Raw genomic sequence first — 24,041 nt, forward strand, 5'->3', positions numbered from 1 at the left:
ACGTTGCCCTCCCCCACACTCGATTATGACGACGCGATAGAAACTGTTCCGCACGGAACCTGCCAAGGGTAGTGATCGTCATCGACTCGGATCGGCTGACGTCAGAAGACATTCGCCGCTGCAGCCGGGTAACTTCCTGTGCCTCTCGGTATCTCGCCGCGGATCGCCTCGATTCCGCGCCAGCTCCGACGGCAATCGATGGCGTAGCACAATCTGGCCGACATTGATCGAACTCGCCGGCAGATTTCCTTTCGCCGCGGTGGCTGGTGCACCTTACGATCAGCTGATCGTGCGGCCACACTCATCGGGCGAGGCTGCGCAGTGAGATACCGACGGATGCAAGTAGCACAATGCCGGGGATCACGTCGGCAACGACCGCGATTGCGACCTGAGGCGGACCGAGTACCACAGCCGCTAGTCCGCCCACGCTGAGGAGGCTGATCGCCGCACCGGGACACATGTAGCCGTCGATCAGTGGTGAGACGCAACTGTGCGCGCATTCAGGGCAGTCGCACACACCCCACAGATAGCGATTCGACAGGTTTGATGCTACCGAGGATTTGAGAAACACGCCGTGGCAGCCATCCGATACGATACTCGGACGGCAGACGGTCCCATACGGCAGCAGCAAGTTCCCGACCCAAATCTACCTCTCCTTCTTCAATTTTCGAGGCCGCCGCATCCAAGTGAAGCAATTCCTGGCCGACCCGGTCCTGTCGGCTGAATGGCAGCTCTAAAGCTCGCGTGCGTAGGACGTCGGCTTCAGCATGTCTGCCGAGCGCGGTCAGGGCATTGGATTGATGCCAGCGCAGAAAGTATTCCGTAACGTGGTATCCGTCAGCCGCAGTCTCGGCTTCGGGAAGGGAGGAGAACATCTGATCGGCATTGTGGATGGCTTCCATGGCCGCTCGATTCTGGCCCATCCTTGCTTGCACCCCTGCCTCCGCTAGATGGCCTAAAACAGCAGCGGCACTCGGGTGGCGAGTGCCAGCCGATTGGGCCATGCGTGCCGCTTCGAGTCCTGTCTTGAACGAGCGGCTGTAACAGGCGCATACTGTGCCGACATATCCAGCGACCCATGACTTCACGGTCGAATCGTCAGCCCGGTGAGCTGCGCGATAAGCCACACCCAGCCACTCCAGGGCCTCAGCTTGATCTGCCACGTCGATAATCCGGATCGCGATGAACCCAGCATTCTTGGCAAACACCCGCCGCAATCGGCGTTGGACCCCCTCTTCCCTGATAGATATCAAAAATTCTCTAATCCGCGCCAGGTCAGTCATGCGCGACGTTATGAACTCTGCTGGGGAACCAGCATATAGCGCATATCCAGCTTGCTCAGTAATCTCTTCGAGACGGCTCACGCTCTCGACTCCTGGCCACTGGCCGAGGAATCTACAGTCGCCCGGCAACAGCTCGTTTAGCGATATCGGCATAGGTTCCAAATCTGCACTTACTACCGCTGACATTAGCCCCATGTATACATTTGAGTCTTGGCCCAGGACCGACGGCAGGTCCGAGTAGTCGTGCCCGAAGCCAAGTAGGTCGGATCTGGTGCGGTACAGAGCACACAATGCGTCGAGGTAGCGAGGGGTCGGGACATCTTGACCATTCTCCCACCGTGAGAGTTGCTGGTGCCCAAGTCCTTCGTAGGAGGCGCCACGGGACCGCAGGATATCCTTGAGCAGCCTCGTAGCTTCCACAAGGGTAAAACCATAAGCGATGCGGTATGCCCGCAGCAATGAAACGCTACAGTGCTGGTAGATGGCGAACGCCGCGTCGTTCATGGAACCGCCTGACGCAGTGATAGCCCGAGTTAGGCGACGCCCGCATCGGTTGTTGTGTTGATACGTCACCATGCTGTTGACCTTCCTTTCCACCCGCGAGATCACGCGTCCTGCTAAACCTCATCATGCAAGCGCACCGACCCGAACCTATCGCCTGGTTCCTCTCAGGTCGATGGGCTTTGATGCAATGCAAGCGTGACGTGCAAAGTGGTTCATGGCTTGTGCGCACACCTCAGTAAGATCACTCAGGATGAGGGCACTTCGCCCGGCCGGCCTTCCACCTAGGGGTATTCGACATGGCTACCGACACGACGGTGAGATTCTCCCACTATCACACAGATAACGTTGGCAGCCGATGGAATGAGCAGTGTCTTTAGTGCAGGAATCCGGTGCCGGATGCGTCGGCAGTAAAGGTAGCGTCTACACCGTCTCCGACCGCGCTCGGCAGTAGAGGAGCCACATGCTGTCAACGCTTTCGGCAGTCAATGGTGCTCAGATGTCCGGCAACGGCTTGCACGGTCAACACGCGTCGATGGTCAGTAATGAAGTACGGCGCTCAGCCCAGTTCCAGCTCAGGCGAATATATATCCAACCAGATGTAGAGATCGATCACACGATCTAGCCCGGTGCGCGCGAAGGGGTCCATTTGTGTCGGATCTTGTGCGACTGCATACTGAAGCCATGCTCGATCAACCAATTTGAACAGATTAGAATCCTTCTCGATGAGGAACTCTTTGGCCAGTTGCTGCAGGCCCTCTGCGTATCCAGGATCTTGCGGCGACGGATAGTTACTCTTGACCCGCTCGACTACCGACTGCGGCAGGACGTCTTTAACAGCATGTCGCAACAGGCTCTTTTCGCGGCCGTCAAACGTCTTGAATGACCAAGGCGCATTATACACATACTCGACGAGGCGGTGATCACAGTACGGCACTCGGACTTCCAGCCCTGCTGCCATAGACATACGATCCTTACTGTCGAGAAGCATTCGCACAAGCCGAGTCAGGTGTAAGTATGAAATTGTCCGCATACGGTGTTCGAGTTCAGATTCGTCATCCAAATGCCCGACCTCCCTTACCGCAGCGGAATACTGGTCAGCTACATAACCCGGCATGTCCAGCCCTCGCCGCAGATCCTGGTTCAACACCTGCCACCGGCGATCTCCGGTAACTGCATCGTTGAACGCCAACCATGGAAACGTACACGCCAATCGCGCTTTGTCGTCGAAAAACCACCGATAGCCACCGAACAACTCGTCGGCCGCCTCGCCAGATAGGGCGACGGCCGACTCCGCACGAATTGCTTTGCACAGTAGATACAGCGACGTATCCATATCTCCCATTGCGCTAGGCATGTCGCAGGCAGTCACGACGGCACGTCGTGTCGAAAGGTTTGACAGATCGGTCGGATCCAGCACAACGTCTAGGTGTTTCGATCGCACTAAGGCCGCCATTTCACGCACGAACGGCGCGTCAGGAGTCTCGCGCACCGCGTCAGGGACGAAATCCCGTTCCTGGTTCACGAAATCCACTGAAAACGTGCGCAATCGCTCACCCTGCTGCGCCAACCGCGCTGCCGCCAGCCCGGCGAGGGAACTGGAATCGAGCCCGCCAGATAGCAATACGCACTGCGGCACATCTGCGATAAGCTGCCGGTCTACGATGTCGGTGAGCAACTCCCGCACTCTTGCGACAGTGTTGTCGAGACTGTCAACGTGCTCGGTTGCAGTCAGCCGCCAATATGTGCGCGGGTGAATCCCCATCGGGTCCACCCTCACCAGGGTGCCCGGTCGGACCTGGTAAATGCCCTTCCATAATGACCATCCGGGCTGCATGGTCAACGCAAACAACTCGCGCAGACCATCAAGGTCGACCGCTTTGCGGCACAATGGATTCTCCAGTATGGCCTTCGGTTCAGATCCGAATAACACCCCGTCTGACGTCGGGTAATAGTAGAGCGGTTTAATACCCATGCGATCTCGGATCAGCACCAACTTCTCTTCGCGCGCATCCCATATCGCCAAGGCGTACATGCCATTGAGGTGCTCGGCAATGCTCTCACCCCACTGCAAGTAGCCTCGTAACACGACCTCTGTGTCGCTTTGCGTTCGGAACGGGTGCCCTAGCGCTTTCAACTCGTCTCGCAGTTCACGAAAATTGTATGCTTCCCCCGAGTACACCAGGCTGACCTCACCCGCCGGCGTTCGCACACTCATTGGCTGTACACCACCCGGCAGGTCAATGATTGCCAGCCGTCGATGTCCCAGCCCAACATGCGCGCGTACGAAAGTACCGCCGCTGTCCGGGCCACGACACGACATGGTGTCGGTCATGACTTCGAGCACGTCCTTTTGCTGAGTCAAATCGCCGTCGAAAGAAACCCAACCGACCATACCGCACATATGTACTCCTCCTGTTATTGGGAAATAAGCGCGACCGGGCCCCGCACTTTCAGCTTTCGCATCCCAGCCGAGAGCCATTTAGGCGCACATGTCGCGGGACTAAGGTTTCTCGACAATGCACAACGTATGCCCAGCAGACCAGCGACTGTCACTGACATCAGAAGGTGGGTAGCCGATCAGTACAACGCCGACGATTCGACCAATGGGCTAGCCCGGGTATTCGTAAATGTCCCGTGGCTCATCGAGACCGAAATACTTAGGATCGCGCCTCATGTGAACAAATCCTGCCTGCTTGTATAGATTGACTGCTCGCGCATTCTCCGGGTCGACCGTAAGCGATATCCGTACACCCAGCGCACGATATTGCCGCATCGTGTGCTCCAGCAAGACACGCCCATAACCGCGGTGCCGGAAGTCCTTAGCCACCCCGAAAGTAAACAATAGAGCCTGACCAGCTTTTTCCATGGTCAGTGAATACCCAACCACCGAAACGTCCAAGTCAGCGACAAACCATTCGCTTCCATGGATCTCATACAGCTGGCGAAGCATCGAGAATCGATAGGGTTCGCTGAATGCTTGAGCTTCGATAGCAGCAATCGGCTCCAGGTCTTCAAGGGTCACACGTCGGCATAAAATTTGCGTAGCGCTCTTTGCGTTCATTATAACCTCTTTAGAGTTCCACAGTTCTCGATACTGCAGAAGACTTCTGCATAGAGATTTGGCGATATCGAATAATTCAAGATGAACACCCCACACCTACCGATGCGGTCTCAGACCGCGTCTTACGTACGTGGTTGTAATCCGCTTTCGGCACGTCGGAATCGGTAGCACTACCGGACTCAGCTACAAGACGATTTGCGAAATCTACATGAGACACAGTCTCAGATGATTCGTTTACCGATGCCAGGCTGATAACCCGCCGTGAGTAGTAGGTAATTTTGAGTGGGCCGAAGATAGAACCGCAGTGTCAGATCCGATCGCTTGCTCGCAACCATAGAGCATGATCGCGAAATCGCGGGTTCACGATTCGCGGATCGTCCCCCATCTCTAGGATATTCCTAATAGATTCAATATTAGCCGTGAGCATCGCTCGAAAAGATTCTTGAGTAGCGTTGGCAGTGTGAGGGGTAACAAGTAGCTGGTCGTCGCCGAGTGCGAGTAATCCGTAGGGGTCCGCCGAGACAGCCGGGACGGGCTCAATGTAGTAGCCATCCATGGCAGCGGCTACCAGGCGCCCTTCAACCAACGCGGTCCGCAGCGCCGCAGCGTCCACAAGTTCTGCCTCGGATGTATTGATCAGGATCGCACCCGGCTTGACGGCAGCAAGCTCCGCTTCGCCAAGCATTCCATCTGTCTCTGGCCCGTAAGCAACGTGAAGGCTGATCACGTCAGAATTCGCAACCAGCTCGGACAAGTCCACTCGGCGAGCTGCTATATCTCTCTCCAATTCCGGCTTTGGTGTGCGGTTGGTATAGACCACTCGCATCCCCAATCCGAGGGCTGCCGTGCGCGCCACCATCGACCCGATCGTCCCCATGCCGACGATGCCAAAGGTTTTCTCCTCAAGATTGCGTCCCATGACCTCCTGCCATCGCCCCGCCTTGGTCTGCTGTGCCAGGTACGTAACCTGGCGCCACGCATTCAGCGTGAGGCCGATTGTGAACTCCGCCACCGCGCGAGCGTTAGCTCCTGGTGCGTTGGTCACAGCGATCCCCGCTGCCGTCGCTGTCTCGATGTCGATGAACGCATGGTAGCCAACACCTAGAAAGGCAACGACCTTGAGCTCGTCGGCTGCCGACAATGCGCTGGCCGAGGCCCGCTCTACGCCCGCCAGAATGTAAGCATCTTGGCCGGCCAGTTCACGCGCCAACTCAGATTCCGACAGGTCGCCAGCGCAGATTTTGACGTCTAGATTGTTCTGCTGCATCCATTCGATATCAGCGGGCGTCAACATCGAGCCCGTAAACAACACACGGTGGCGATTCATTCTCATTTCCCCACGTATCTCATAAATTGAAACTCTACCTCTGCCGATGCGAATCTAGTCGGCCTCTCCTAGCCGCGCCGACTAGCAAATATCCGAGCGAGATTAGTTCTCACCGGGATGTGGGAGAATGCCGTCCGCAGACAACTGATTGGCGACATCTCGCAGAATTTTGGCACCCTCTCGCACCACTTCAGGATCACGAGCTAGCGGGATCCGGATGAACGACCTACCGCGGTCCGGTTGATTCCAGAAGAAGTTAGTTCCTGGTAGAACGTGAACGCCCTCTCGAATCGCCGCATGGACGAAGTCCTCGCACTCGAACTCGGCTTGAATATCTACCCAGTCGACCGAGACGGGGGCCTGACGCTCAGTAACGAATCTGAACGGATCACCTGAAAGAATCGATCGGAGGATATCCCGATTCCGACGAACAAACGGAAGAATAGTGTCTTCGATCCCACTCTTTCTACTATCTTCGATGAATTCCGTCAGCACCCGCAAATGAAAAGGTGAGACACTTTGCAACAAGTCGTCATGCAAGCGGTACATGTCATGAAATAAGTCCTCGCTGCATACCGTCAGACCTACTTTGAGTTCGCTTGTTGACCATGTCTTACCCGTATCCTCAAGAACGATATACGAGATCCCCGATTCCTCCAGAATATCGTATTGGGACCAGCTGGTGAGGGTGGGGGCATAGAAACGAAAAGATGTATCAAGCACCAGAGTGCACTGATGGGCGGCACAGCATTCAACTAGCGTTGTAAATTCTGATTCGGATAGCGTCCAGCCAGTCGGGTTATTCGGAGAGACGAGCCAAACGACTGCCGGCTCTAGTCGCGCGACTGCAGCAGGAAATCCTTCAATGGTACATTCATCTTCCGGCAGAGGAACGAGGTCCACGTTCTCCCTGCGTAAGATAGACGGGATATTGTCGAATGCCGGCTCTATCAAAGCAACTCGCTTGCCCGCACGTACGCAGTGGCTTGCGACCATAGTAATTGCGCAGGAAGCCGAGTACGAGAGCAAATACCGGCGAGTATCGCGTAGTACCGGCTCGCCCGCAAGTGACAGAAAGGCGCTCAGAAACGCCTCTTCTAGCTCGAACTGCGACTGGCTTTGAGCATCGTGAAAGAGTTCGGGTAATTTGTCTATGATCTCAAGTTGCGATGGTATCAACGGCTGGCGGCAATGAGCATCCGATAGATTTATGGAGTGGTCAAGACTGAACCTTTCGTACGTTGTGTTACTTACGCTCGCACCCATATTTGGTACAGAAGACTGCCTGGCGGCGTAGACAGAATTGCCCATTTCTCTGGTCATAAGCTGACGAACTCCTCGAAATCGATTTGTCGACTTGGCGCTTCAGGAATCAAATAGTCGAAACCGCTCACCGATAAATGCCATCAGGACGTGGCACGGTTTGCTTCGCTACTGCGTTTCCGCGGAAACAGCAGATATTTGCAACAAGTGCGCGCTGGCCGCGGCTTCCATCCACTTGCGCCAACGCCGTGAACCATTGATTAATGATCTTTTACACGGACGACATGTCAATCTCTCCCCTCCAGCTGCTGAAGATCGGTACATCAGACGTGACGTTCATCGTTTCTCTTGCGATACTCAGCATCGCAGGTGCGAGCGCCCCTCGCCAAGAGTGCTGGAGTATCCCATGCGTCAGAATACTGTCCAGGCCCGGCCGCCAGACCAAGCTCGGAGGTCGCCCCCTCGAATTGCACGATATTGACGCAATAGCTACTTGATGTTCTGATTCATCTAGCCATTGGACGTCCAGTCCGCAGTAGAACCGGGGAAGAGGTATGTACGTGGACCGTAGGAGTTTCCTGGTCGGCGCCGCAGGTGCCGCCGTTGCGGCGATGCCAAATGTTGCTCATGCAGATCCGGTATGTGACAAGCTCCCCATGCCCGAAACCGAAGATTTGCGCATTCTCGTGATCGGTGACGCGGGGACCGGTGCTCGTCCACAGTGGTTGGTCGCCGACGCGGTTCGCGCACTGCATGCAGATGAGCCGTTCTCATGCGCGCTGAGCCTCGGTGACAATCTATACGACTATGGTCCGTGGGCCGATAATGACGCCCAGTTCCGCGCCAAGTTCGAGGATCCCAACCACAGTCTGGACTTTCCGTGGCTGATGGTCCAAGGAAACCACGACAACAGTGCGATCATCCCGGGTGATGGCGCCTGGTTGCTGCGAGGGGATCATGAGGTGGCCTATCATTCACGCTCCGCCAGATGGTTCATGCCATCGCGCTACTACTCGGTACCTATTCCAGAAGTGCGCCCCATAGTCGAGTTCTTTGTGCTCGACCTGAATCCCCTTGCCACTTACCAGCCGCCACCCGTGGTGCCGTACTGGGCGCCAGGAGGCATGTTCATGACCGAACAGGCCGCCTGGCTGGACCGGGCGATCGACCACTCGCCAGCGAAGTGGAAGATCGCATGCACCCACCACCCATATCTCAGCAACGGACCACACGGCAACGCTGGCGAGTACGAGGGCTCTCCCTTCGAAGCTATCAACGGTCGCCACGTCAAGGACTTTTTCGAAACGCATGTCCTGGGACGGTGCCAGTTCATCTTGTCAGGACACGATCACACCCTTCAGGTACTGGACCCGAACACTGCATCCAGAGGTACCCGCCAAATCGTCTCCGGCGCTGGCGCAAAGACTGCGCACGGTGCTGCGCCGGGCGCCAACCCTGCGTTGTTCCAGAACTACACTGACGTTGGTTTCATGGTTTTGGATCTGTGCCCGAACTCAGCGGAGGTAGGGGTTTTCACTGTTGACCTCGGGAACGGACAGTTGGCCAATGTCTTCCGGCGACGCTCCACATGAGGAACATGTAGGCGGTCTGGACATCCGGTACCGCCTGTGCGCTGAGGATCGACACGCTACGGTGTGGTGGTGACGTTGCAATCTCGCATTGATCGTTTCAATCAGCAGCATCCATGGAGTCATAACAATTTCTACGGTGACTGGGTCGTCAAGCAGGTGGCATCGAGCAGAGCGCGCGACATACTCGACATCGGTTGCGGCACTGGCGACCTGATTGCCCGCCTTCAGCGACGGGACCGATCAGTGACCGGATTCGAGCCCGATCCTGCTGCGGCCCGTGTGGCGATGGCACGATTTGCCGACAGCGACTCTGTGATCATCAAGCAGATCGGGTTCGAACAACGCGATCCCGATCGCTGGTGGGACGCGATCACCCTGGTGGCCAGTCTGCATCACCTCCCGCTGGCCGACACCATGCGTGACCTGAACGACTGCCTGAGGCCCGGCGGTCGGCTCGTTGTCATCGGTTGCTATCGAGCAGCAGGGACGGTCGATAGCGTCACAACTGCAGTGGCGGTGCCTACCAACATGGTGATGGGACTTGTCAAACATCCGTGCATGGCGGATCGGCTCCCAGCCTGCATGACGGCTCCGACGGCGGCGCCGCGCGAGACACTCGACGAAATCCGCGCCGAGGCCACCGAACACCTACCCGGCGCGAAGATTCGGCGCCGACTTTTCTGGCGATACTCTCTCGTTTACGACAAGCCTGTTGTGGCGTAGCCAATCGAGCACGGTTCATTATCGCGGTGAGCGCTTGTAGTCGCCTCGCCGCTAGTGGTGCGCGATTCTGATGGTTCTACTTTCCGTTGTTGTCGACGAGTTTGCGGATGTTGGCCTGGGTGAGCCGGACCTTGGCCAGGATCTCGTTGGTGGTGGCGGTCCAGGTAAGCGGAGCGGCGTCGGCGTTCCAGTGCTCGATGTAGTCGCGGATCTGTGTGACCAGCATCGTCACCGATGTGAAGGTGCCGCGGCGGATCGATTGCCGAGTGATGATCGCAAATCAGGACTCCACCATGTTCAACCACGATGGGCCGATCGGAGTGAAGCGGAACTGGACATCGGGGTGGGTGATCATCCACTGCTGAACCTCCGGGGTGCCGTGAGTGGACAGGTTGTCGAGCACGACGTGAATCGTCTTGCCGCGGTGGGCTTTCACGGCCTTCTCCAAGAACGCGACGAAGTCGCCGCCGGTGCGGGTGGGCTTGTATTCGCCGTACACGTGCCCGGTGCCGACCTCAAGGGCGGCGAACAGATTCGTGGTGCCGTGGCGGATGTAGTCGTGGGTGCGTTTCTCGGTGACATCGAAATCTATCGGCAGCACTGGTTGTGTCCGATCTAAGGTCTGGACCTGGGTTTTCTCGTCAATGCTGAGCACAACGGCCCCGTCGGGCGGATCCAGGTAGAGACCAATGATATCGGCGACCTTCTCCGCGAACGCTGGATTCCGCGACAGCATGAACGTGCCCTGGCGATGCGGTGCAAGCCTCGGTACGCCACAGGTTCGACACATAGTGATGCGATACGTGCACACTCTCGGTGCGGCGAATGAACTCCAATATCTCCCGAAATGACCACTGCGACAAGCGATCCGGCGGACTCGACCGGGTCGCCGCCAGAATGCGGGCACGGATCCGCGCCGGAACCTGCTCCCACGGCGCGCCAGGCTGGCGGTTGGCCAGCCTGGCCACGCCCTCGGCCGCATACCGCGCCAGCCACCAGTCCATCGTCGGCCGCGACACCCCGGCCAGCGCCGCAATGTCTTTCTGCCGATTCTCCGCCCGCCACAACATGATTCGCACCGACGCGGACACGTCCGGACTGTTGATCAAGCACCGCAACTCGGCGCCCGCTGACCCGCCGTTAACTCCATCCTGACAGCCAACACCACCACGCAAGCTCTCGGCGCGAATCGAGAATCAGATGCGCCCTTTCTCCCGCCAGCTTGATCGGCTGGAGACCATCTTCGGGGTCGGTCGCAGGGCAGCTGAGGTGATCGTCGCTGAGATCGGCGGTGACATGGATCGGTTCTGCACCGTCGGGCACCTGACCTCTTGGGCGGGGGTCTGTCCCGGGCATCACGAATCTGCGGGCAAACGTAAATCGGGCAAGACCCGCTCGGGCAACAAATGGCTGGCCGGCGCATTGGGAATCGCTGCGATGTCGGCGATCCGAACGCCCGACACCTACCGCGGCGCCCGCTACAAGCGACTGGGCTAACAGCGAGCCCTTGTCGCCTTGCAGCGCACGATCCTGACCGCGGTCTGGCACATGCTCTCCGCCGACGTCGACTACCACGACCTCGGCGCCGACTACTTCGCCAACATCAACCCCGACCGCGCGATGCGCCGAATCGTCTGCCAGGCCAACGCCATCGGCTATACGGTGCGCTTCGATCCCCTCCCGGCAGCCTGAGCTCTGAACGGCCACAGCACAAGTCGGGCCAGCCCGACTGACCGACTGGCTACGCTCGCCGTCAGGCCCACCTGCTGCTGGTCACCCAGGCCAACGCGAGTCACCAGGTATATTTCGCACCAGAAAGGCAACTTCCGACCACGATCATTCAACCTTCAGCAAGTCGAATAATCGCAGATCAGGGCACCTGCCGCCATTCCTTGGCCACTACCTGCTCAACCGGTATGAATACGCGAGGCTAGTCCTGCGAACAGGTCGCGCTCCCGCCCGTCCGTCAGAACCGTACCCAATCGACCGCGAACAAGAGTGAAATGCTCCTCCGGTAGGACCGGTTGCGCAACTTGGTTCGACAAAGCGAAAGCACGGCCGGACGGAGCCACGCTGATTTGGGTTGCGTGGGCGCGCATGGCAGCAAGCTTGACCTCCAGTACGTCCGACAAGTCAATCGTGGTAGTCACCGACCAGCTGGGCACGCTTGCAAGCTCTCCCCGACGCGGCAACCGCCATTCAGGAGGTAGCGTTGCCGACGTTTGCCCCGCTGTGCGTAGTGCCTCAAGGTGTGACTGCAGGACTGCTTCGTCGGTGACCGACCAGTACACCTTCGGGGTCTGCCACCCCATCTCTGCCGCTGAATCGACCGCAGCCATCGTTATCTGGTGTGCACGAAGATGGTCTGGGTGACGGTACCCGCCGTTCGGGTCATAGCCGACAACCACCAATGGGCGCACTTCGAGCAGAATCTGTACCAGTTCTTGCACAGCATTACTTCCAGTAGTCGCGAACGCCCGAGGGTGTACGGAGGCGGGAAGCGTGGGCCCAGAGGGCGTACCCACCACGCCGGTGTCGCGCCACCGACCGGCCCCTCCGAGGAACAGCGGCGCTTCGGCCCCGAGCTCGGCCAACGCTGCGGTAAGTTCGCCGATCCGGTATCCGCCGAGTTGGTCGGCCGCAGATTGCACCAATTGCGCATACTGGTCACCGATGACATTGCCCGCTTCTCCGAGCGTGCAGGTCACGACGGTCACTGGGAACCCGCGCTGACTGTAGTAAGCGATGGTCCCACCCGTGGTGATGGACTCATCATCAGGGTGAGCGTGCACCAACAACAGGCCGCCGCCGGTTGATCGTGAGGGCTTCCGCGGCCCGACACCGCCTACAACGCTACGCACGGCAACCATCCCGTACTCGCCGAGCGTCCGAGGAGATGCTGGGCCGCGCGACTCTCCGATCTGCAGCACCGCTTCCGCAGGTATGCCAACGCTTCTTCATCGTCGAGCGCGACCGGACTGCACATATTGCCTGACCTACCCCGGATAAGATACATGTGCACAGTTACCCGATGAACGACAAACTCTTGCGGATGTCGACGATGATCTCGATGCGGCGGTCTTCTGCAGAATCCCACGGATAGGTGCCTTTTGATCGGTAATGAGTGTACATTCTGTCGATCGCTGCCCTGCCGTCACCACCGAAATGAGCTGTACCACGCAGCTCCAAATATCGGTCCCACTCGCCATCGGGATGAAACAACAGCGACACGTTCGGATTTTCCAATACATCTTTATACTTCTGTCTACCGATGACAGTCGATAGCAAGATGTGGTCCGGCCAGGGCTCGTACCACATCAGCGAACTGTGGGGTCGGCCGTGACACACGGTAGTTAACACCGCGCAGTGCTGGCGCTCCCACAGTTCATATACGAACTTCGGCACAATCGGCTTGACGTCGACCACTGGGGGAGTCCAAGGTGTCGAGTGTTCTGTTGTCACTTTTTTTCCTTTCGGATTCCAACTACCGTGTTCGGGTCGCAGCCAGACGCGCACTGATCGAGCTATGCCGCGCAGTATGTGTTGAGCACCGCCATCCGGCCACCGATGGCAGACCTGTCACCCCACGGCGGTGACAGGTTCTCAGCATGTTCCTTTGGTCTGCAGTTTCCAAAGTGATTCGATGACCTCGGCACACTCGACGATCGCATCAGGAACTGGGACCAATAGTGCATTAGGTCCGAACATTCGGATCACGCCGTCCATATCCGGATCGGAAATGACGTTTCCATGCGATGCAGATTGGACAACAGCCACCCTCGCATCGCTGAGGTTGTATGTAAATTTGCAGTGAGGTCCGCACATGACAGCGAGACTGCCCACACGGGGTGAGCCGGCAGGAAGCCTGAGCTGTTCGAGGTCACTGTCGGAAAGAATGTTCACCGATTCATCCGTCGACCTCAATTGAGTCTCCAATCGCTCCAGCTGAGTCTTTTTCATGGTCCCATCAACGTAGAGATACGCGATATGACTGTCACCCTGGAAAGTCATGTCTCGGGCGAGCCCACATTCGCGCAGAATAGCATTGAGGCCGATGTGCCGGTCCACTGTCTCGATACCGTGATCGGAGAAGATCACATAATCGGCGCCTGGCCCGATGGATTCGACGATGGTCGATACACAGCGGTCGACGAGGTCATACGTCTCAATTATTTCCTCGCGCGCTTGTCGGCGAGTTGCACCCGAACCGCGGCAAGCCTGCCAGTACAGAAACTCCTGGGCATGATCGATCTGGTTGAATCGAATAAGCAATATCTCCGGGCTGACGGCGCCAGCTGTCGACAGCGCGACTTCTCGGACCCACTCGGCCCGCGGACTTTCGAAGAAGTCGTTGACTCCGGACGCCGTATAACTAGGCACAGAAGTAGCCGGGTGCGTGCTTTCGTTGTCGGGATCCCAAGGAAGGTCTAGTTCACCGAAGAACATCGTCAAAACTGCGGTTGTAATCGTCAGCTCGATCTCGTCCGAGGAGATCTGCTGCCATGAGCAGTATGCTGATACGCGCCCCGCGGCGATATCGAACGCCACCCGATGTTGGGAATTCGGCTCTATGTCAGACGACCATGACCCATTTTCGGCGCGAATTGACAATATGAGTGCGTTGCCCCCTTGTGTGCGGTTCGCCGACGCAGTCACCTCCTCACCGAAGTATGTCGTGGTGGCCGCCTCAGCCGCGCAGCCCGCATCAGCTATTGCGACTTTAAGACGGCGAGTGGGCGCATACAGGCAGAACACCGCTGCAGACGGATCATTGTCGGAAAGGTCGAATGTGTGCGGGAAATGGATGGCTGCCGATGTGGCTCCACGAACCGTGAGCCGGTTCAACCAAGAATCGGCCGTGAGACTGCCGAATTCGTAGGGATGTAGCGAGGCCAGCGGGTTGTCCGCCCTCTGAAAGATGCCTTCCACGGGTTCGCCATTCCAGAAACGGTTACCCACGATACCGTGGCCGGCGGTGTCAGCGCCGGTCAGAAACGATGCATGGGCGGTGGCAGTTGACGACGGAAAAACGGAGCGCAGTCTTCGCGGCCCAGTGTCCGGTACCGCGAAGGGTGGCGAGAAGATGTCGAAACTCCGAACAATGTCGGGCCTGGCCCCGTCAATACAGATGATCACAAGCTTCGGCGTTGTTTCGTTCACTGTACGCACTCCCCCTATGCAGAGACATCGACCAACACGGCCGATAGTTGTGGAAATTCAGGATCCACCGTCCGTGGCAGGCTTGAGGATCGTAGGTCCATGAGGTGATGCAACCGTGGTCCACGGCGAGTTCGACCCGGCGTGCGGATCCGCTAGCAATCTCGTGGACGGCGTCGAAGACTCCGCGGTGGGTGACCAGCCCGATGGTCTGATGTTGATGGGCGTGGGCCAGCTCGGTAATACAACCTGCCACACGGGCCAAGAAATCCGACCATGTTTCGAAGCCAGGCTCCGTATCAGAGGCACGGCGCTCCCGAGGCGGAGGGCCGGGCCCCGGCCGGATCTCGCTGATTCGGGAGTCGGGCCCACCGTGGATCCATAATCGATCACCAAGTTCGTGCACAGTCTCGAATGTCCTGCGCATCGGACTCCAGTATAATATTTCGATGGTAGCGGCGCGAAGCCAACTGCCAGCCGCCTGCGATTGTTGCTTGCCCTTCGCCGTTAGCGTGCGAACACCGGCAGCGTTGACGGTGTCTTCGCCATGCCGTATGAGAAGAAGCTTCATCCGACTGCGGTGAGCTTTCCGCTCGGCCCACTATGCCATCGCCATGCGCTTCGGACGATTTCCTCGAGATCGAATTGCGTTGCCCAATTCAGCTCCGACTTAGCGAACGAAGTGTCGGCCCAGGTCTCGATGGGGTCGCCGGCTCTGCGGGATGCATCGATAACGGGAACCTGTAGGTCAGATACTCGCTCGATGGCCGCTAGGAGCTCACCAATGCTGGTGCCCTCGCCCCTTCCCAGGTTGAAGGTGCCCTGCGGGCGATGGCCGTGGCTGCCCAGCGCAGTGACGTGTGCGCGCGCAAGGTCCTCGACGTGCACGTAGTCACGCACAGCGGTGCCGTCATAGGTGGGATAGTCCCTCCCAAACAACTGCAGAGGAGGTCTTTGACGCAGGGCAGCCATGAAGGCGAGCGGAAGTATCTGTGTGGTGTTGCGGGTCACGAGTTCGCCGTAGCTTCCATCTTCGGCGGCGCCCGCAGCATTAAAGTAGCGCAGGTTTACGAACGTCGTGCCGAGTGCTTGTGCGCATGTCCGGATGGCATTTTCGGCGGCCAGTTTCGTGTGAGCATAAGGACTTAGGGGCAGTGTCGGTGCATTCTCTCCGACGGGCGAGATCTGGGGGGATCCGTAAACAGAACATGAGGAGGAGAAAACAAAGTGTCCTACCTCAGCCTCACGTGCTGCTGCCAGCACATTCAGTGTGCCAACCAGGTTCACGTCGTAGTACACCCACGGATGCTCCACTGACTCGGCCACTGACTTCAACCCAGCACAGTGGATTATCGCTTCTGGTCGGCTCTGCGAGGCGGCTGCGCACACCGACACACGATCGCGCACATCTACTTGATAGAAATGAACTTCGGCGAACTTCGGACGCAGGCTGTTGACCAGACTGTCGACCACGGTGACTTCATGGTTCTCCTCGAGCAGTCGACGCACGACAAACGAGCCCACATAGCCGGAACCGCCAGTTACCAGAACACGCATACTTCTTCCTCTACTCAGAACTCGACTGCGACCTGCGCCAGCCCGGCCACTGTCCTCGGCAACTATCGCCGACGTATCGGACGTCGTACAAAGAACTACAGAGCACCGACCCCCAGTTCATCCCGAGTGCCGGATGCTGCCGTAAAGCATTCACTTCTCGGGTACCCGTCGAACCAGTGTCGGTGCCGTTCACGCGGCGGCGTGAGGCCAGCGGATCACCCCCAACGTCTCCGGCACCGACAAGCCGGCTGATCACGAACTGCCGAGCACCTCTGCCCGGGAACCTCGTCGCTGTGGAGGTCGCGCCTGCGGCCGAGTCAACGCACCCATGCTGTACAGGCTGCGGGCCAGTGAAGCCACAGCAGCCGAGTGCGCCAGCAGACTCGGATCGTTCGCCTCCACTGCCTTGCGCACGATCGCGTACGGCTCGGCCCCGAGTTCCATGATCTGCGAGGTACGCGGTACGAAAATGAAGCCGCCCGCGGTCTCATCGCGCAGTCTCACATCGCCCCAGGCGATTTCACGCAGTGTCAACTCGGGATCGATCTGTTCGATGGCCAGGAGATCGAGGCGATGTGCCAGGTATTCCAGGCGCCGCGTCGCCAAGTGGCCGCCGAGTATGCGATCGCGGCCAGCTGCGCCCAGCGCTTGTCCTTCGCTGCGGTCAGTGGCGAGCCGGCGCATCGCCTGCCACAGATCCTCATCGTCGACGATGAGCAGCCCATGTTGCTCATCGTCAACGAACTCTGGGATGCCTCCCTGTGCTGATGCTATGACGGGTCGACCGCCAGCCATAGCTTCCTTCAATGCCAGCGGTCCGGTTTCAGGAACCGTGCTGGCCAGGACGACAGCGTCACTTGCGGCTATGAGGGCCGCTACCACCGGTTGATGGCCCAGAAATCGGACGTGGCCATCAATTCCCAGTTCTGCCACTTGGGAGCGCAGTTCAGCTTCTAACGGGCCGTCGCCGGCGATGAGCAGCACCGCATCGACCCTATCCCGGGTTTCGTTCAGCCGAGCGAATGCTTCGATGACACGGTCGATACCCTTCTCCCAGGCCAGACGGGCAAGGACTAGGAAGGCGAACTGATCTCGATCGACTCCGAGTTGTGTGCGGGCTGCATCCCGGTCGACAGCATCGAGCGCACTCAGCAGGCCGTCGTCGACCCCGCTGGTCAGTACTTCGACCTGGTCCTCGCCGAGCACATCGGCTGCGATGAGTGCCCCAAACTGGCGCTGCCGCTGTTCCCTTGACGTGGCAAACACCAGATCCGCGCCTTCGAGCAACTCACGAACTTCATCCGTCGTGCCCAACGGGAAGGCCGAATGGCGGAACATACAGAGTGCAGCGATACCGTCAACGCGCTTCCGTGCTCGTTGCACTACAGCAGTATCCGCGCGACCCGTTGCACAAATGACCCAGGGCTTGTGCTCCCTCAGAACGTGGCTTACAGCATCGGTGGCCGCCTCGGTGTCGAAACCAGCGACACCGACGGACGGCAGACCCGCCGCTCGGCATGCCTCCAGCATGGCGCTGCCGTCCTCCGCAATCACCGTCACCGAATGTCCGAACTGGGTGAGCCCCTCGGCAACTTGCTGCATGTAACGCTGCTTGCCACCCCAAGCCTGATCGGAAACAGTCAGTACGATCTCCATCAGTTCCGAACTCCGTCCTGAAGCGTCCCCGGTTGGAACCGGGAAGTCAGTGAATACATTGTGCTCGTAGCGTGGTCAACCAGTGCTTGGTGTGTTCTCAACTCAGCATCGGTTGATTCGCCATTCGTCCGGATCATCGCTCTACCTCACCTCGGCGCCTTCGAAGATCTGCCTGTCCAGGAGCGAGGTGAGAGGAATATCCACCTTGCCGTCGTCTGCGGCAAAGCTCCAGAATATTTCACGCAGACGTTCCTCGGTAAATTCATCCTGTTCTTGCGCGACCTGCGACTGCCCCAGCGACCAGATGTCCTGCACTGGAGCATCTTTGACGTTTCCGAGAGGGACCGCACTGTAGAGTCGGCTCATCGTCACATCGCCCGTAGCAGAGATAGCGACTCCGCTGTCACGGACGTAGTAGGGAAACATCACGACATCCTGAAACTCTCGCAGCTTCTCTCCTGGAATCAGGTATGGGGCATTCAGATTGAGATCGAAATCGGTTACCGGAACATCGCGCTTGAATTCAGCCACCTTTCGATGGACGTCCAGAGTCTCTTGCTCGGTCAACAGCAGCCGGTTCCGTCCACCGCGACCGTGCGCACGTACCAAAATCAGGTCCTGCCGACGAAAGCCGTTCGACCGCAGGCAATCTGTCAGATCGAAGATATTGTCCTGATTGGTCTTCATCACCGTCGTTAGAATTTTAAAACTCGAAACCCGGTCCCGTAGATACATCGCGTTGGCGATCACGGTGTCGAACACGTCCGCAAGCCGCACTTTGTTGAATGTTTCCCGCGTTCCGTCGACACTGACTCTGACTGACAAAATTCCGCTGTCGATGATGCGGTCGAGCTGCTCTTTAGAATGGTTAGCGGCGTTTGTGATCAACGTGACAGTCGAGTGCTGCAGGCGCGGCACGACATCCAAGAGTTTCCAAAAGTCTTTCCGGATCGTCGGCTCTCCGCCCGTCAGCGTTATCTCGAAAGTGCCCATTCGATCCAGATCGATCATCAGCTGCTGCAACTGCTCGACGGAGAGCATTTTGCGTCGAATATGATTCGGTATCTCGCCGGTGTTCGTGCGGCAGTGAATGCATCGAAGGTCACAGGCGTAGGTAACATCCAGGCTTGCCCTGACGGGAGCAACATAGTGTGCCATCAGTTGGATTCCTCTCGAAAAAGGCGTCGCAGAATTTCTTCCGGGTCTCGGTCCGCCCACCAGTCGAACGTGCGTCGGATACCTTCCGCAAGCGAGGTTTGCCCGGGAAGGTCGCCAATCTGGCAGATCTGAAGCTTGGTGTCGGCCCGGAACTCCCGGATCTCGTTGATTCTGGCTGGCTTCCTCACGACCCTCGCGTCGGGCGAACGTTCCTGCAGTACCCGGACCACGTCGTTAACGGAGAATGATCTGCCTGAGCCGATGTTCACGATTGCTGCCAGCGGACCAGTGGCAAGTTCAGTCAACTTGCGGACCGTGTCGGTCACATAGCTGAAATCGCGCCGTTGTTCGCCGTCGCCCTCAACCGGCAGTTCGTTTCTCACCAGGAGGTTCGCACAGAGCCGCGGTACGAGCTCATCGGGTCGCTCGCCCGGACCGTAAACATTGAAGAATCGTGCGATGCCGACCTCTGGGGCGCCTTCGGCGCGCTGGTGGGCTCTCGCAATCATCTCCACCCCAACTTTGGTGGCGGCATAGGGTGAGCGAGGTGCGAGAGGAGCTCCCTCCGGCGTCGGGAGCACGCTCGCTTCCCCGTACACCTCGCAGGTGCTGGCCACCACGACCTTCGGCGTACCGACTCCGGTGCACAGTGCTAGCAGGTGCCGGCAGGAGTCGATGTTGTCCAAGTAGTCAAGTGGCTGGTTGAACGAGCGGGGGACGCTCTTGTGCGAGGCGAGGTGATACACAATGCCCACATTGGCGAGATCGTCCTCGTCGAGGTCGAGGACCGGCTTTTCGAGCAGCTTGGCAGAACCATCAGGAGAGACCATCGGCGGCACCCGCAGGTCGTCCACAACATCCACCTCGTATCCGAGGGCTACCATCGCCCGTGCGAGATGACCACCGATAAACCCGGCTCCCCCGGTGATGAGCACTTTGTTGTCGTACATCGTTATTCCTACCCCTCCGGCAGGATCGTCGCCCCTGCCGTTATCTACCTAGGTTCCCGGTATCTGATGCCCGTGAATTTCGGACGCACTCGGTTCGGCGTCGGAGGCCGGCTCGCTTCCTTGGCGATCGACTTTCAGAACTGTTCGGGCAGCCAGATCTCTTGTGCGTTGGTCAACGACACGAAGTCTTCGAGCCCATGCTGTGGTGATGACATGTGGGACGAAATTCCGTCGAGCAGTGCCGATTCGGCCGAGCGGTACCCACCGGCATACCATGTAGCCAATTGGCAGAGATCCAAAGTGAAGTCAGGTTTGCGTGTCGACTTGGATACGTGCGAGACTCCCTTGTCGACTTCCAGGTCAAACCGGTGCACGGTGTCCGTGAAATTATCGACAGCTTCCATTGTGAACGCCGAACTCGCCGATTCACGCCAACCCCGCTGCTGCAGCGCACCCTCAATATCGAGAATTCTCAGCATCCACGGGTGGTGCGATTCAGCCTGTGCTCGAACGCGGCTCAGGTTGTGCAACAGCAGAGGTGCAGGTGGCAGGCTGGCGCGCCGGAAGGCTACCCATTCTGCCAGACTGTTGTAGCGGCTCAAGAAGTCGAACATGCTTGACGCCACAGCTCGGTCACCTGCGATGAAATCGTGCACACGCAGTTCCTTGACTGGCTGCTTCGATACTCCCGACACTGCGGTTACGCCACGTACAGCACCCGTGTCGTCTCGGAACTCGTAGATGCCGAGACCCATCTGACGGGTTTTCCAGTCCGTCCACCAAGGTGGTCGGCGGATCGCTCCATTCCACCGCTGAGCCACCTCGCTAATCAGCGACTCACCACCGTCGCTTATGCCGAAGCTGACTCGATGTCCAGAGCCGGGAAATCCGCGGCGCAGATCGTCGGCTCGAACTCGCCAGGAGTGCACGGCACATGGTGCCTGCCAGCCGATTTTCCGACCGTATTCATTGGAGGTTGTCCACGCGCTCACGACCACAGCGCCAGCGTCTGCGAGAGGGCCAAGGCGACCGAGTAGGAGTTCGCCGGCGAGCCGGTTTCCTCGTTCTTCAGGAGCGATGCATCCGCCGGCCAGCAATCCGCAGCGGACCTCCTGCCCACCGAAGAACTGGCCAGTGACGATGCCGACGCCACCGGCAATGACGGTCTCCGACCGTATTGCCACCCTGCAGTCGGCTACTTCTCGGAGCTGTTCTGCGTCGTTGATCTCCTGGCCATAGCTCCGCTGGGCGAGAACGATGAACTCGGCCCATTGCTCCGCGGAAGCAGTTGTCACTCTGAAATCGGTTGTCATCGAGCTCAGATCCCTTCGGGTCACCGGTTGGCCGCGTGTCAGTATCCGAGGTCATCTCGGCTGGCATTCGAATCGATAGGCAGCATGAAGGATCGGTCGAAACTCAGGACTTCTCGTCCGTCCACATAACCGACGGTAGTGATGTCCACAATTCCCATCGTCGGAAGCGAACTTGTTTTGTGTAGTTCATTCACCGTGCTCGTCGCATACAAGGTGTCCCCAGCGAACACGGGCCCGATGAACTTGGCATTCGTCAAGGTGAGATTTGCGATCGTCATTCCGCTGAATGTTCGTGTAGTCATTCCGACGGCTATTCCCAAGGTAACGGACCCACAGACCAGTGCCTGTTTCCAACGGGTCTTCTCGGCGAACTTGTAGTCGGTGTGAATTGGAGCAACATTTCCGGTCAGCCCGCAGAAGAGAATGTTATCGTATTCGGTCACAGTGCGGCCCGGGCGATGTTCGACTGTCAGCCCCTTCGAAAGGTCTGCGAAGCCCATTCCGACAACCTCGCGATAGGCGCCTGAGCGCAGCAGCCTGTATCCCTGTAGCGCGTCATGTCTATTTGCTGCCTCAAACATTGCTACCCCTTTCATATTCTTGAACTGTCTTGTGTGCATCCTCAGCGATCGGGGCGCCGACCATCCTCCCGTTGATATTGGCGATACCAGAATCCAGGGCGCCACTCTCGAGAATTTCGTAGGCGACCCGAATCTCCTCTGGAGTCGGCGCGAACCAAGAATCGATGACCTCGATTTGGCTGGGATGCACAGCACCTTTTGCATGGAATCCCCATGATTTCGCTGAGGCGGTTTCACGGATCAGAGAATCGGTGTCTTCGAGTTCGAAGAAGGGAGAGTCCACGGCCATCTTTCCGTGCCTGTGCGCGGCGTTGACGATTGCCTGCCTCGCGGAGAGAAGCGGCATGGATTCCCTGGTGGCGCGGATCATCATCGCGTAGTCGGCAGCGCCAAAGGAGAGGCCGGCGACGCGGTTATGCGCGGCGATAGTCTGCACATCGGCGACTGCCCGCGGAGTTTCGATTAGCGCATATAGGAGAGGCTTGTAATCATCCCGATCCAGGATTTCCGCGACAATATCGAAATCTCGCGGAGAATCCGCTTTCGGAACAAGGATGCTGATGGGTTTCGATGGCCAGTCGGCAATTGTCAGCAAATCTCGAAGTCCATGTTCGGTGGTCAGTGCATTGATACGAATTCCGCGAACGGTCTCGGTTTCCACCTGCAGCGAGAAAAATTCAGCGGCCATCTGGCGCGCATCGTACTTCTTGTCGACTGCAACTGAATCCTCAAGATCCACAATAGCGACCGCGGCGCCACAGGTCAGTGCGTTGACATATCTGTCCGGCCGCAATGCAGGAGTAATCAGCGCGCTTCGACGTTGACGTCGGTTGATCAAAGTGTCATCGGGTGACATGTCGTCTCCTTAGTGAGCGGGGTGTACGGTAGGCTTCGCCACCAAGCGGCGTGCTGCTTCAGGTATTAGATCCTCTTGGCCGGCGATCGCCTGCATGCGACCAAGCTCGAAGAATATGTCCCACGGACTGACGCCATAATTGGCCGCGGTTTCTAGCACTTTTCTCTTGAATCCGGAGAAGACACCGGCCAGCCCACTCACAAGGCTGACCGAGTCGATGATCGGGGGGGTCTGAATCAACTCGGCGCCTGCGACCTCCGAGGCACGAAGACATCCGTCCAGACTGACGCCGGTGGAATAACCGAGGCGCTCCGACAGTGCGCAGATGATCTCAAGCTGTGCATTTCCTGCTCCCGCACCAAATCCTCTGGAGCTTGCGTCGATGATTACCGCTCCCGCGTCGATGGCTGCCAGGACGTTTGCCGTTGCCAGCCCGAGATTGTTGTGGGCATGGAATGACACATCGGCAGCGGTCTCCTGCCTTATAGCGCCGATACGGATGGTGACTTGTTCTGGCAGCAGGTGTCCAGCGCTGTCCATTATCCCTACCGCTGTGCATCCGTAGGAGGCCAGCAGTTTCGCGTTGACGACCAGTTCGTCCAGATCGGCCATATGGCTCATCATCAGAACAGCGTGGCACTCCAGCCCTCTGTCCAGCGCTTTACCAATGTAAGATTCACAGAAGTCCGCGCCGGTGACATGTACGCCGATGCGCAGGATATCCACACCACACGAATGCGCAATGTCTATGTCGTTGAATGTACCCGTGCCCGGACAGAGGAATGCTGCCAAGCGGGCGTTCGGAGCGGCCTTGCGTGCGGTCGCGAGCATGACCTTGTCGTCGAGGCGAGCCTGGCCGAGGTGTAGCGACGAGGCCCCTAATCCGTTGCCGTGCCCCACCTCGATGACAGGTATGCCAGCATCATCTGCAACTTCGGCATACCGGACGATCTGATTGATATCGAGCTGGTGCGCGATCGCATGCTGACCGTCTCGGAGTGTGACGTCATACAACGTGACTGTCCGTGCAGGCGAAGTATCAGTCGTCATGGTTGAACTC

The 24,041-nt window shown here is 58.2% G+C and carries 23 protein-coding genes and 2 pseudogenes; 4 read left to right on the forward strand and 21 right to left on the reverse strand.

Features of this window, described 5'->3' with window-relative positions:
• Positions 1 to 500: 500 nt before the first annotated feature.
• The 6 genes and pseudogenes from ACIA76_RS28905 to ACIA76_RS28930 form a co-directional block, all read right to left on the reverse strand.
• Positions 501 to 1,364 carry a hypothetical protein gene (locus ACIA76_RS28905; protein WP_397156168.1) on the reverse strand — a complete coding sequence of 288 codons (864 nt, stop codon included), beginning with the start codon at positions 1,362 to 1,364 and terminating at the stop codon, positions 501 to 503.
• Positions 1,365 to 1,562: 198 nt separating this feature from the next.
• Positions 1,563 to 1,859 (reverse strand): annotated as a pseudogene (locus ACIA76_RS28910) (helix-turn-helix domain-containing protein); the annotation flags it as partial.
• A gap of 484 nt (positions 1,860 to 2,343) precedes the next feature.
• Entirely contained in the window at positions 2,344 to 4,188 is a 1,845-nt protein-coding gene (gene asnB, locus ACIA76_RS28915; protein WP_397156081.1) for an asparagine synthase (glutamine-hydrolyzing), read from the reverse strand.
• A gap of 207 nt (positions 4,189 to 4,395) precedes the next feature.
• The gene (locus ACIA76_RS28920; protein ID WP_397156083.1) at positions 4,396 to 4,809 is read right to left on the reverse strand and encodes a GNAT family N-acetyltransferase; all 414 of its coding nucleotides are present in this window, start codon (positions 4,807 to 4,809) and stop codon (positions 4,396 to 4,398) included.
• A 346-nt stretch (positions 4,810 to 5,155) separates the two neighbouring features.
• Positions 5,156 to 6,175 (reverse strand): 2-hydroxyacid dehydrogenase, encoded by a 1,020-nt coding sequence (locus ACIA76_RS28925; protein ID WP_397156085.1) that lies wholly within the window; start codon positions 6,173 to 6,175, stop codon positions 5,156 to 5,158.
• 102 nt (positions 6,176 to 6,277) lie between these two features.
• On the reverse strand, positions 6,278 to 7,498 hold the full coding sequence (locus ACIA76_RS28930) for a pyridoxal phosphate-dependent aminotransferase (protein WP_397156087.1): 1,221 nt from the start codon (positions 7,496 to 7,498) through the stop codon (positions 6,278 to 6,280).
• 494 nt (positions 7,499 to 7,992) lie between these two features.
• Here ACIA76_RS28930 and ACIA76_RS28935 point away from each other — a divergent pair, with 494 nt between their 5' ends.
• Both ACIA76_RS28935 and ACIA76_RS28940 read left to right on the forward strand, forming a co-directional pair.
• Positions 7,993 to 9,030, forward strand: coding sequence for a metallophosphoesterase (locus ACIA76_RS28935; RefSeq protein ID WP_397156089.1), 1,038 nt, complete (start codon positions 7,993 to 7,995; stop codon positions 9,028 to 9,030).
• Between the two features lie 69 nt (positions 9,031 to 9,099).
• Positions 9,100 to 9,753 carry a class I SAM-dependent methyltransferase gene (locus ACIA76_RS28940; protein WP_397156091.1) on the forward strand — a complete coding sequence of 218 codons (654 nt, stop codon included), beginning with the start codon at positions 9,100 to 9,102 and terminating at the stop codon, positions 9,751 to 9,753.
• Positions 9,754 to 9,829: 76 nt separating this feature from the next.
• Here ACIA76_RS28940 and ACIA76_RS28945 read toward each other — a convergent pair whose 3' ends face one another.
• From ACIA76_RS28945 to ACIA76_RS28955, 3 genes and pseudogenes are all read right to left on the reverse strand, one after another.
• Positions 9,830 to 9,985: a hypothetical protein gene (locus ACIA76_RS28945; RefSeq protein WP_397156093.1), complete on the reverse strand. Its 156-nt coding sequence runs from the start codon at positions 9,983 to 9,985 to the stop codon at positions 9,830 to 9,832.
• Positions 9,986 to 10,033: 48 nt separating this feature from the next.
• On the reverse strand, positions 10,034 to 10,543 hold the full coding sequence (locus tag ACIA76_RS28950; protein WP_397156095.1) for an IS630 family transposase: 510 nt from the start codon (positions 10,541 to 10,543) through the stop codon (positions 10,034 to 10,036).
• Positions 10,544 to 10,586: 43 nt separating this feature from the next.
• Positions 10,587 to 10,823, reverse strand: a pseudogene (locus tag ACIA76_RS28955) (helix-turn-helix domain-containing protein); the annotation flags it as partial.
• Between the two features lie 130 nt (positions 10,824 to 10,953).
• On the opposite strand from ACIA76_RS28955, the gene ACIA76_RS28960 reads away from it, so the two are divergent.
• Positions 10,954 to 11,250, forward strand: coding sequence for a transposase (locus tag ACIA76_RS28960; RefSeq protein WP_397156097.1), 297 nt, complete (start codon positions 10,954 to 10,956; stop codon positions 11,248 to 11,250).
• 18 nt (positions 11,251 to 11,268) lie between these two features.
• Positions 11,269 to 11,445, forward strand: coding sequence for a hypothetical protein (locus tag ACIA76_RS28965; RefSeq protein ID WP_397156099.1), 177 nt, complete (start codon positions 11,269 to 11,271; stop codon positions 11,443 to 11,445).
• A gap of 215 nt (positions 11,446 to 11,660) precedes the next feature.
• Here ACIA76_RS28965 and mshB read toward each other — a convergent pair whose 3' ends face one another.
• The 12 genes from mshB to dmpG all read right to left on the reverse strand — a co-directional run bounded on the left by mshB (position 11,661) and on the right by dmpG (position 24,031).
• A complete protein-coding gene (gene mshB / locus ACIA76_RS28970) occupies positions 11,661 to 12,554 on the reverse strand; it encodes an N-acetyl-1-D-myo-inositol-2-amino-2-deoxy-alpha-D-glucopyranoside deacetylase (RefSeq protein WP_397156166.1) in 894 nt (297 codons plus the stop codon).
• A 223-nt stretch (positions 12,555 to 12,777) separates the two neighbouring features.
• Entirely contained in the window at positions 12,778 to 13,179 is a 402-nt protein-coding gene (locus ACIA76_RS28975; protein WP_397156101.1) for a pyridoxamine 5'-phosphate oxidase family protein, read from the reverse strand.
• Between the two features lie 177 nt (positions 13,180 to 13,356).
• Positions 13,357 to 14,913: an alkaline phosphatase family protein gene (locus ACIA76_RS28980; protein WP_397156103.1), complete on the reverse strand. Its 1,557-nt coding sequence runs from the start codon at positions 14,911 to 14,913 to the stop codon at positions 13,357 to 13,359.
• Positions 14,873 to 15,481 (reverse strand): histidine phosphatase family protein, encoded by a 609-nt coding sequence (locus ACIA76_RS28985; RefSeq protein WP_397156105.1) that lies wholly within the window; start codon positions 15,479 to 15,481, stop codon positions 14,873 to 14,875. Before ACIA76_RS28985 ends, ACIA76_RS28980 begins: the two co-directional genes overlap by 41 nt.
• Complete coding sequence (gene galE / locus ACIA76_RS28990) at positions 15,478 to 16,467, reverse strand: UDP-glucose 4-epimerase GalE (protein ID WP_397156107.1); 990 nt, start codon at positions 16,465 to 16,467, stop codon at positions 15,478 to 15,480. Before galE ends, ACIA76_RS28985 begins: the two co-directional genes overlap by 4 nt.
• Positions 16,468 to 16,719: 252 nt before the next feature.
• Entirely contained in the window at positions 16,720 to 18,123 is a 1,404-nt protein-coding gene (locus tag ACIA76_RS28995; protein ID WP_397156109.1) for a glycosyltransferase family 4 protein, read from the reverse strand.
• 141 nt (positions 18,124 to 18,264) lie between these two features.
• A complete protein-coding gene (locus ACIA76_RS29000) occupies positions 18,265 to 19,281 on the reverse strand; it encodes a radical SAM/SPASM domain-containing protein (RefSeq protein ID WP_397156111.1) in 1,017 nt (338 codons plus the stop codon).
• Positions 19,281 to 20,231: an NAD-dependent epimerase/dehydratase family protein gene (locus tag ACIA76_RS29005; protein WP_397156113.1), complete on the reverse strand. Its 951-nt coding sequence runs from the start codon at positions 20,229 to 20,231 to the stop codon at positions 19,281 to 19,283. The genes ACIA76_RS29000 and ACIA76_RS29005 overlap by 1 nt, the downstream gene beginning before the upstream one ends.
• Before the next feature lie 134 nt (positions 20,232 to 20,365).
• Entirely contained in the window at positions 20,366 to 21,544 is a 1,179-nt protein-coding gene (gene eis, locus ACIA76_RS29010) for an enhanced intracellular survival protein Eis (protein ID WP_397156116.1), read from the reverse strand.
• A 38-nt stretch (positions 21,545 to 21,582) separates the two neighbouring features.
• Complete coding sequence (locus tag ACIA76_RS29015; protein ID WP_397156118.1) at positions 21,583 to 22,125, reverse strand: MaoC family dehydratase; 543 nt, start codon at positions 22,123 to 22,125, stop codon at positions 21,583 to 21,585.
• On the reverse strand, positions 22,118 to 22,981 hold the full coding sequence (locus tag ACIA76_RS29020) for an HpcH/HpaI aldolase/citrate lyase family protein (protein ID WP_397156120.1): 864 nt from the start codon (positions 22,979 to 22,981) through the stop codon (positions 22,118 to 22,120). Before ACIA76_RS29020 ends, ACIA76_RS29015 begins: the two co-directional genes overlap by 8 nt.
• A gap of 9 nt (positions 22,982 to 22,990) precedes the next feature.
• Complete coding sequence (gene dmpG / locus ACIA76_RS29025; RefSeq protein ID WP_397156122.1) at positions 22,991 to 24,031, reverse strand: 4-hydroxy-2-oxovalerate aldolase; 1,041 nt, start codon at positions 24,029 to 24,031, stop codon at positions 22,991 to 22,993.
• Positions 24,032 to 24,041 lie beyond the last annotated feature (10 nt).

Origin of the sequence: Nocardia sp. NPDC051570, assembly GCF_044454005.1 — a bacterium.
Classification (GTDB): domain Bacteria; phylum Actinomycetota; class Actinomycetes; order Mycobacteriales; family Mycobacteriaceae; genus Nocardia.

Excerpts from the sequence above, each read along its gene's own strand:
- asnB (WP_397156081.1), bottom strand. The coding sequence starts at position 4,188 with ATGTGCGGTATGGTCGGTTGGGTTTCTTTCGACGGCGATTTGACTCAG.
- ACIA76_RS28925 (WP_397156085.1), bottom strand. The coding sequence starts at position 6,175 with ATGAATCGCCACCGTGTGTTGTTTACGGGCTCGATGTTGACGCCCGCT.
- ACIA76_RS28930 (WP_397156087.1), bottom strand. The coding sequence starts at position 7,498 with ATGACCAGAGAAATGGGCAATTCTGTCTACGCCGCCAGGCAGTCTTCT.
- ACIA76_RS28935 (WP_397156089.1), top strand. The coding sequence starts at position 7,993 with ATGTACGTGGACCGTAGGAGTTTCCTGGTCGGCGCCGCAGGTGCCGCC.
- ACIA76_RS28950 (WP_397156095.1), bottom strand. The coding sequence starts at position 10,543 with ATGTGTCGAACCTGTGGCGTACCGAGGCTTGCACCGCATCGCCAGGGC.
- ACIA76_RS28960 (WP_397156097.1), top strand. The coding sequence starts at position 10,954 with ATGCGCCCTTTCTCCCGCCAGCTTGATCGGCTGGAGACCATCTTCGGG.
- ACIA76_RS28985 (WP_397156105.1), bottom strand. The coding sequence starts at position 15,481 with ATGAAGCTTCTTCTCATACGGCATGGCGAAGACACCGTCAACGCTGCC.
- galE (WP_397156107.1), bottom strand. The coding sequence starts at position 16,467 with ATGCGTGTTCTGGTAACTGGCGGTTCCGGCTATGTGGGCTCGTTTGTC.
- ACIA76_RS28995 (WP_397156109.1), bottom strand. The coding sequence starts at position 18,123 with ATGGAGATCGTACTGACTGTTTCCGATCAGGCTTGGGGTGGCAAGCAG.
- ACIA76_RS29000 (WP_397156111.1), bottom strand. The coding sequence starts at position 19,281 with ATGGCACACTATGTTGCTCCCGTCAGGGCAAGCCTGGATGTTACCTAC.
- ACIA76_RS29005 (WP_397156113.1), bottom strand. The coding sequence starts at position 20,231 with ATGTACGACAACAAAGTGCTCATCACCGGGGGAGCCGGGTTTATCGGT.
- eis (WP_397156116.1), bottom strand. The coding sequence starts at position 21,544 with ATGACAACCGATTTCAGAGTGACAACTGCTTCCGCGGAGCAATGGGCC.
- ACIA76_RS29015 (WP_397156118.1), bottom strand. The coding sequence starts at position 22,125 with ATGTTTGAGGCAGCAAATAGACATGACGCGCTACAGGGATACAGGCTG.
- ACIA76_RS29020 (WP_397156120.1), bottom strand. The coding sequence starts at position 22,981 with ATGTCACCCGATGACACTTTGATCAACCGACGTCAACGTCGAAGCGCG.
- dmpG (WP_397156122.1), bottom strand. The coding sequence starts at position 24,031 with ATGACGACTGATACTTCGCCTGCACGGACAGTCACGTTGTATGACGTC.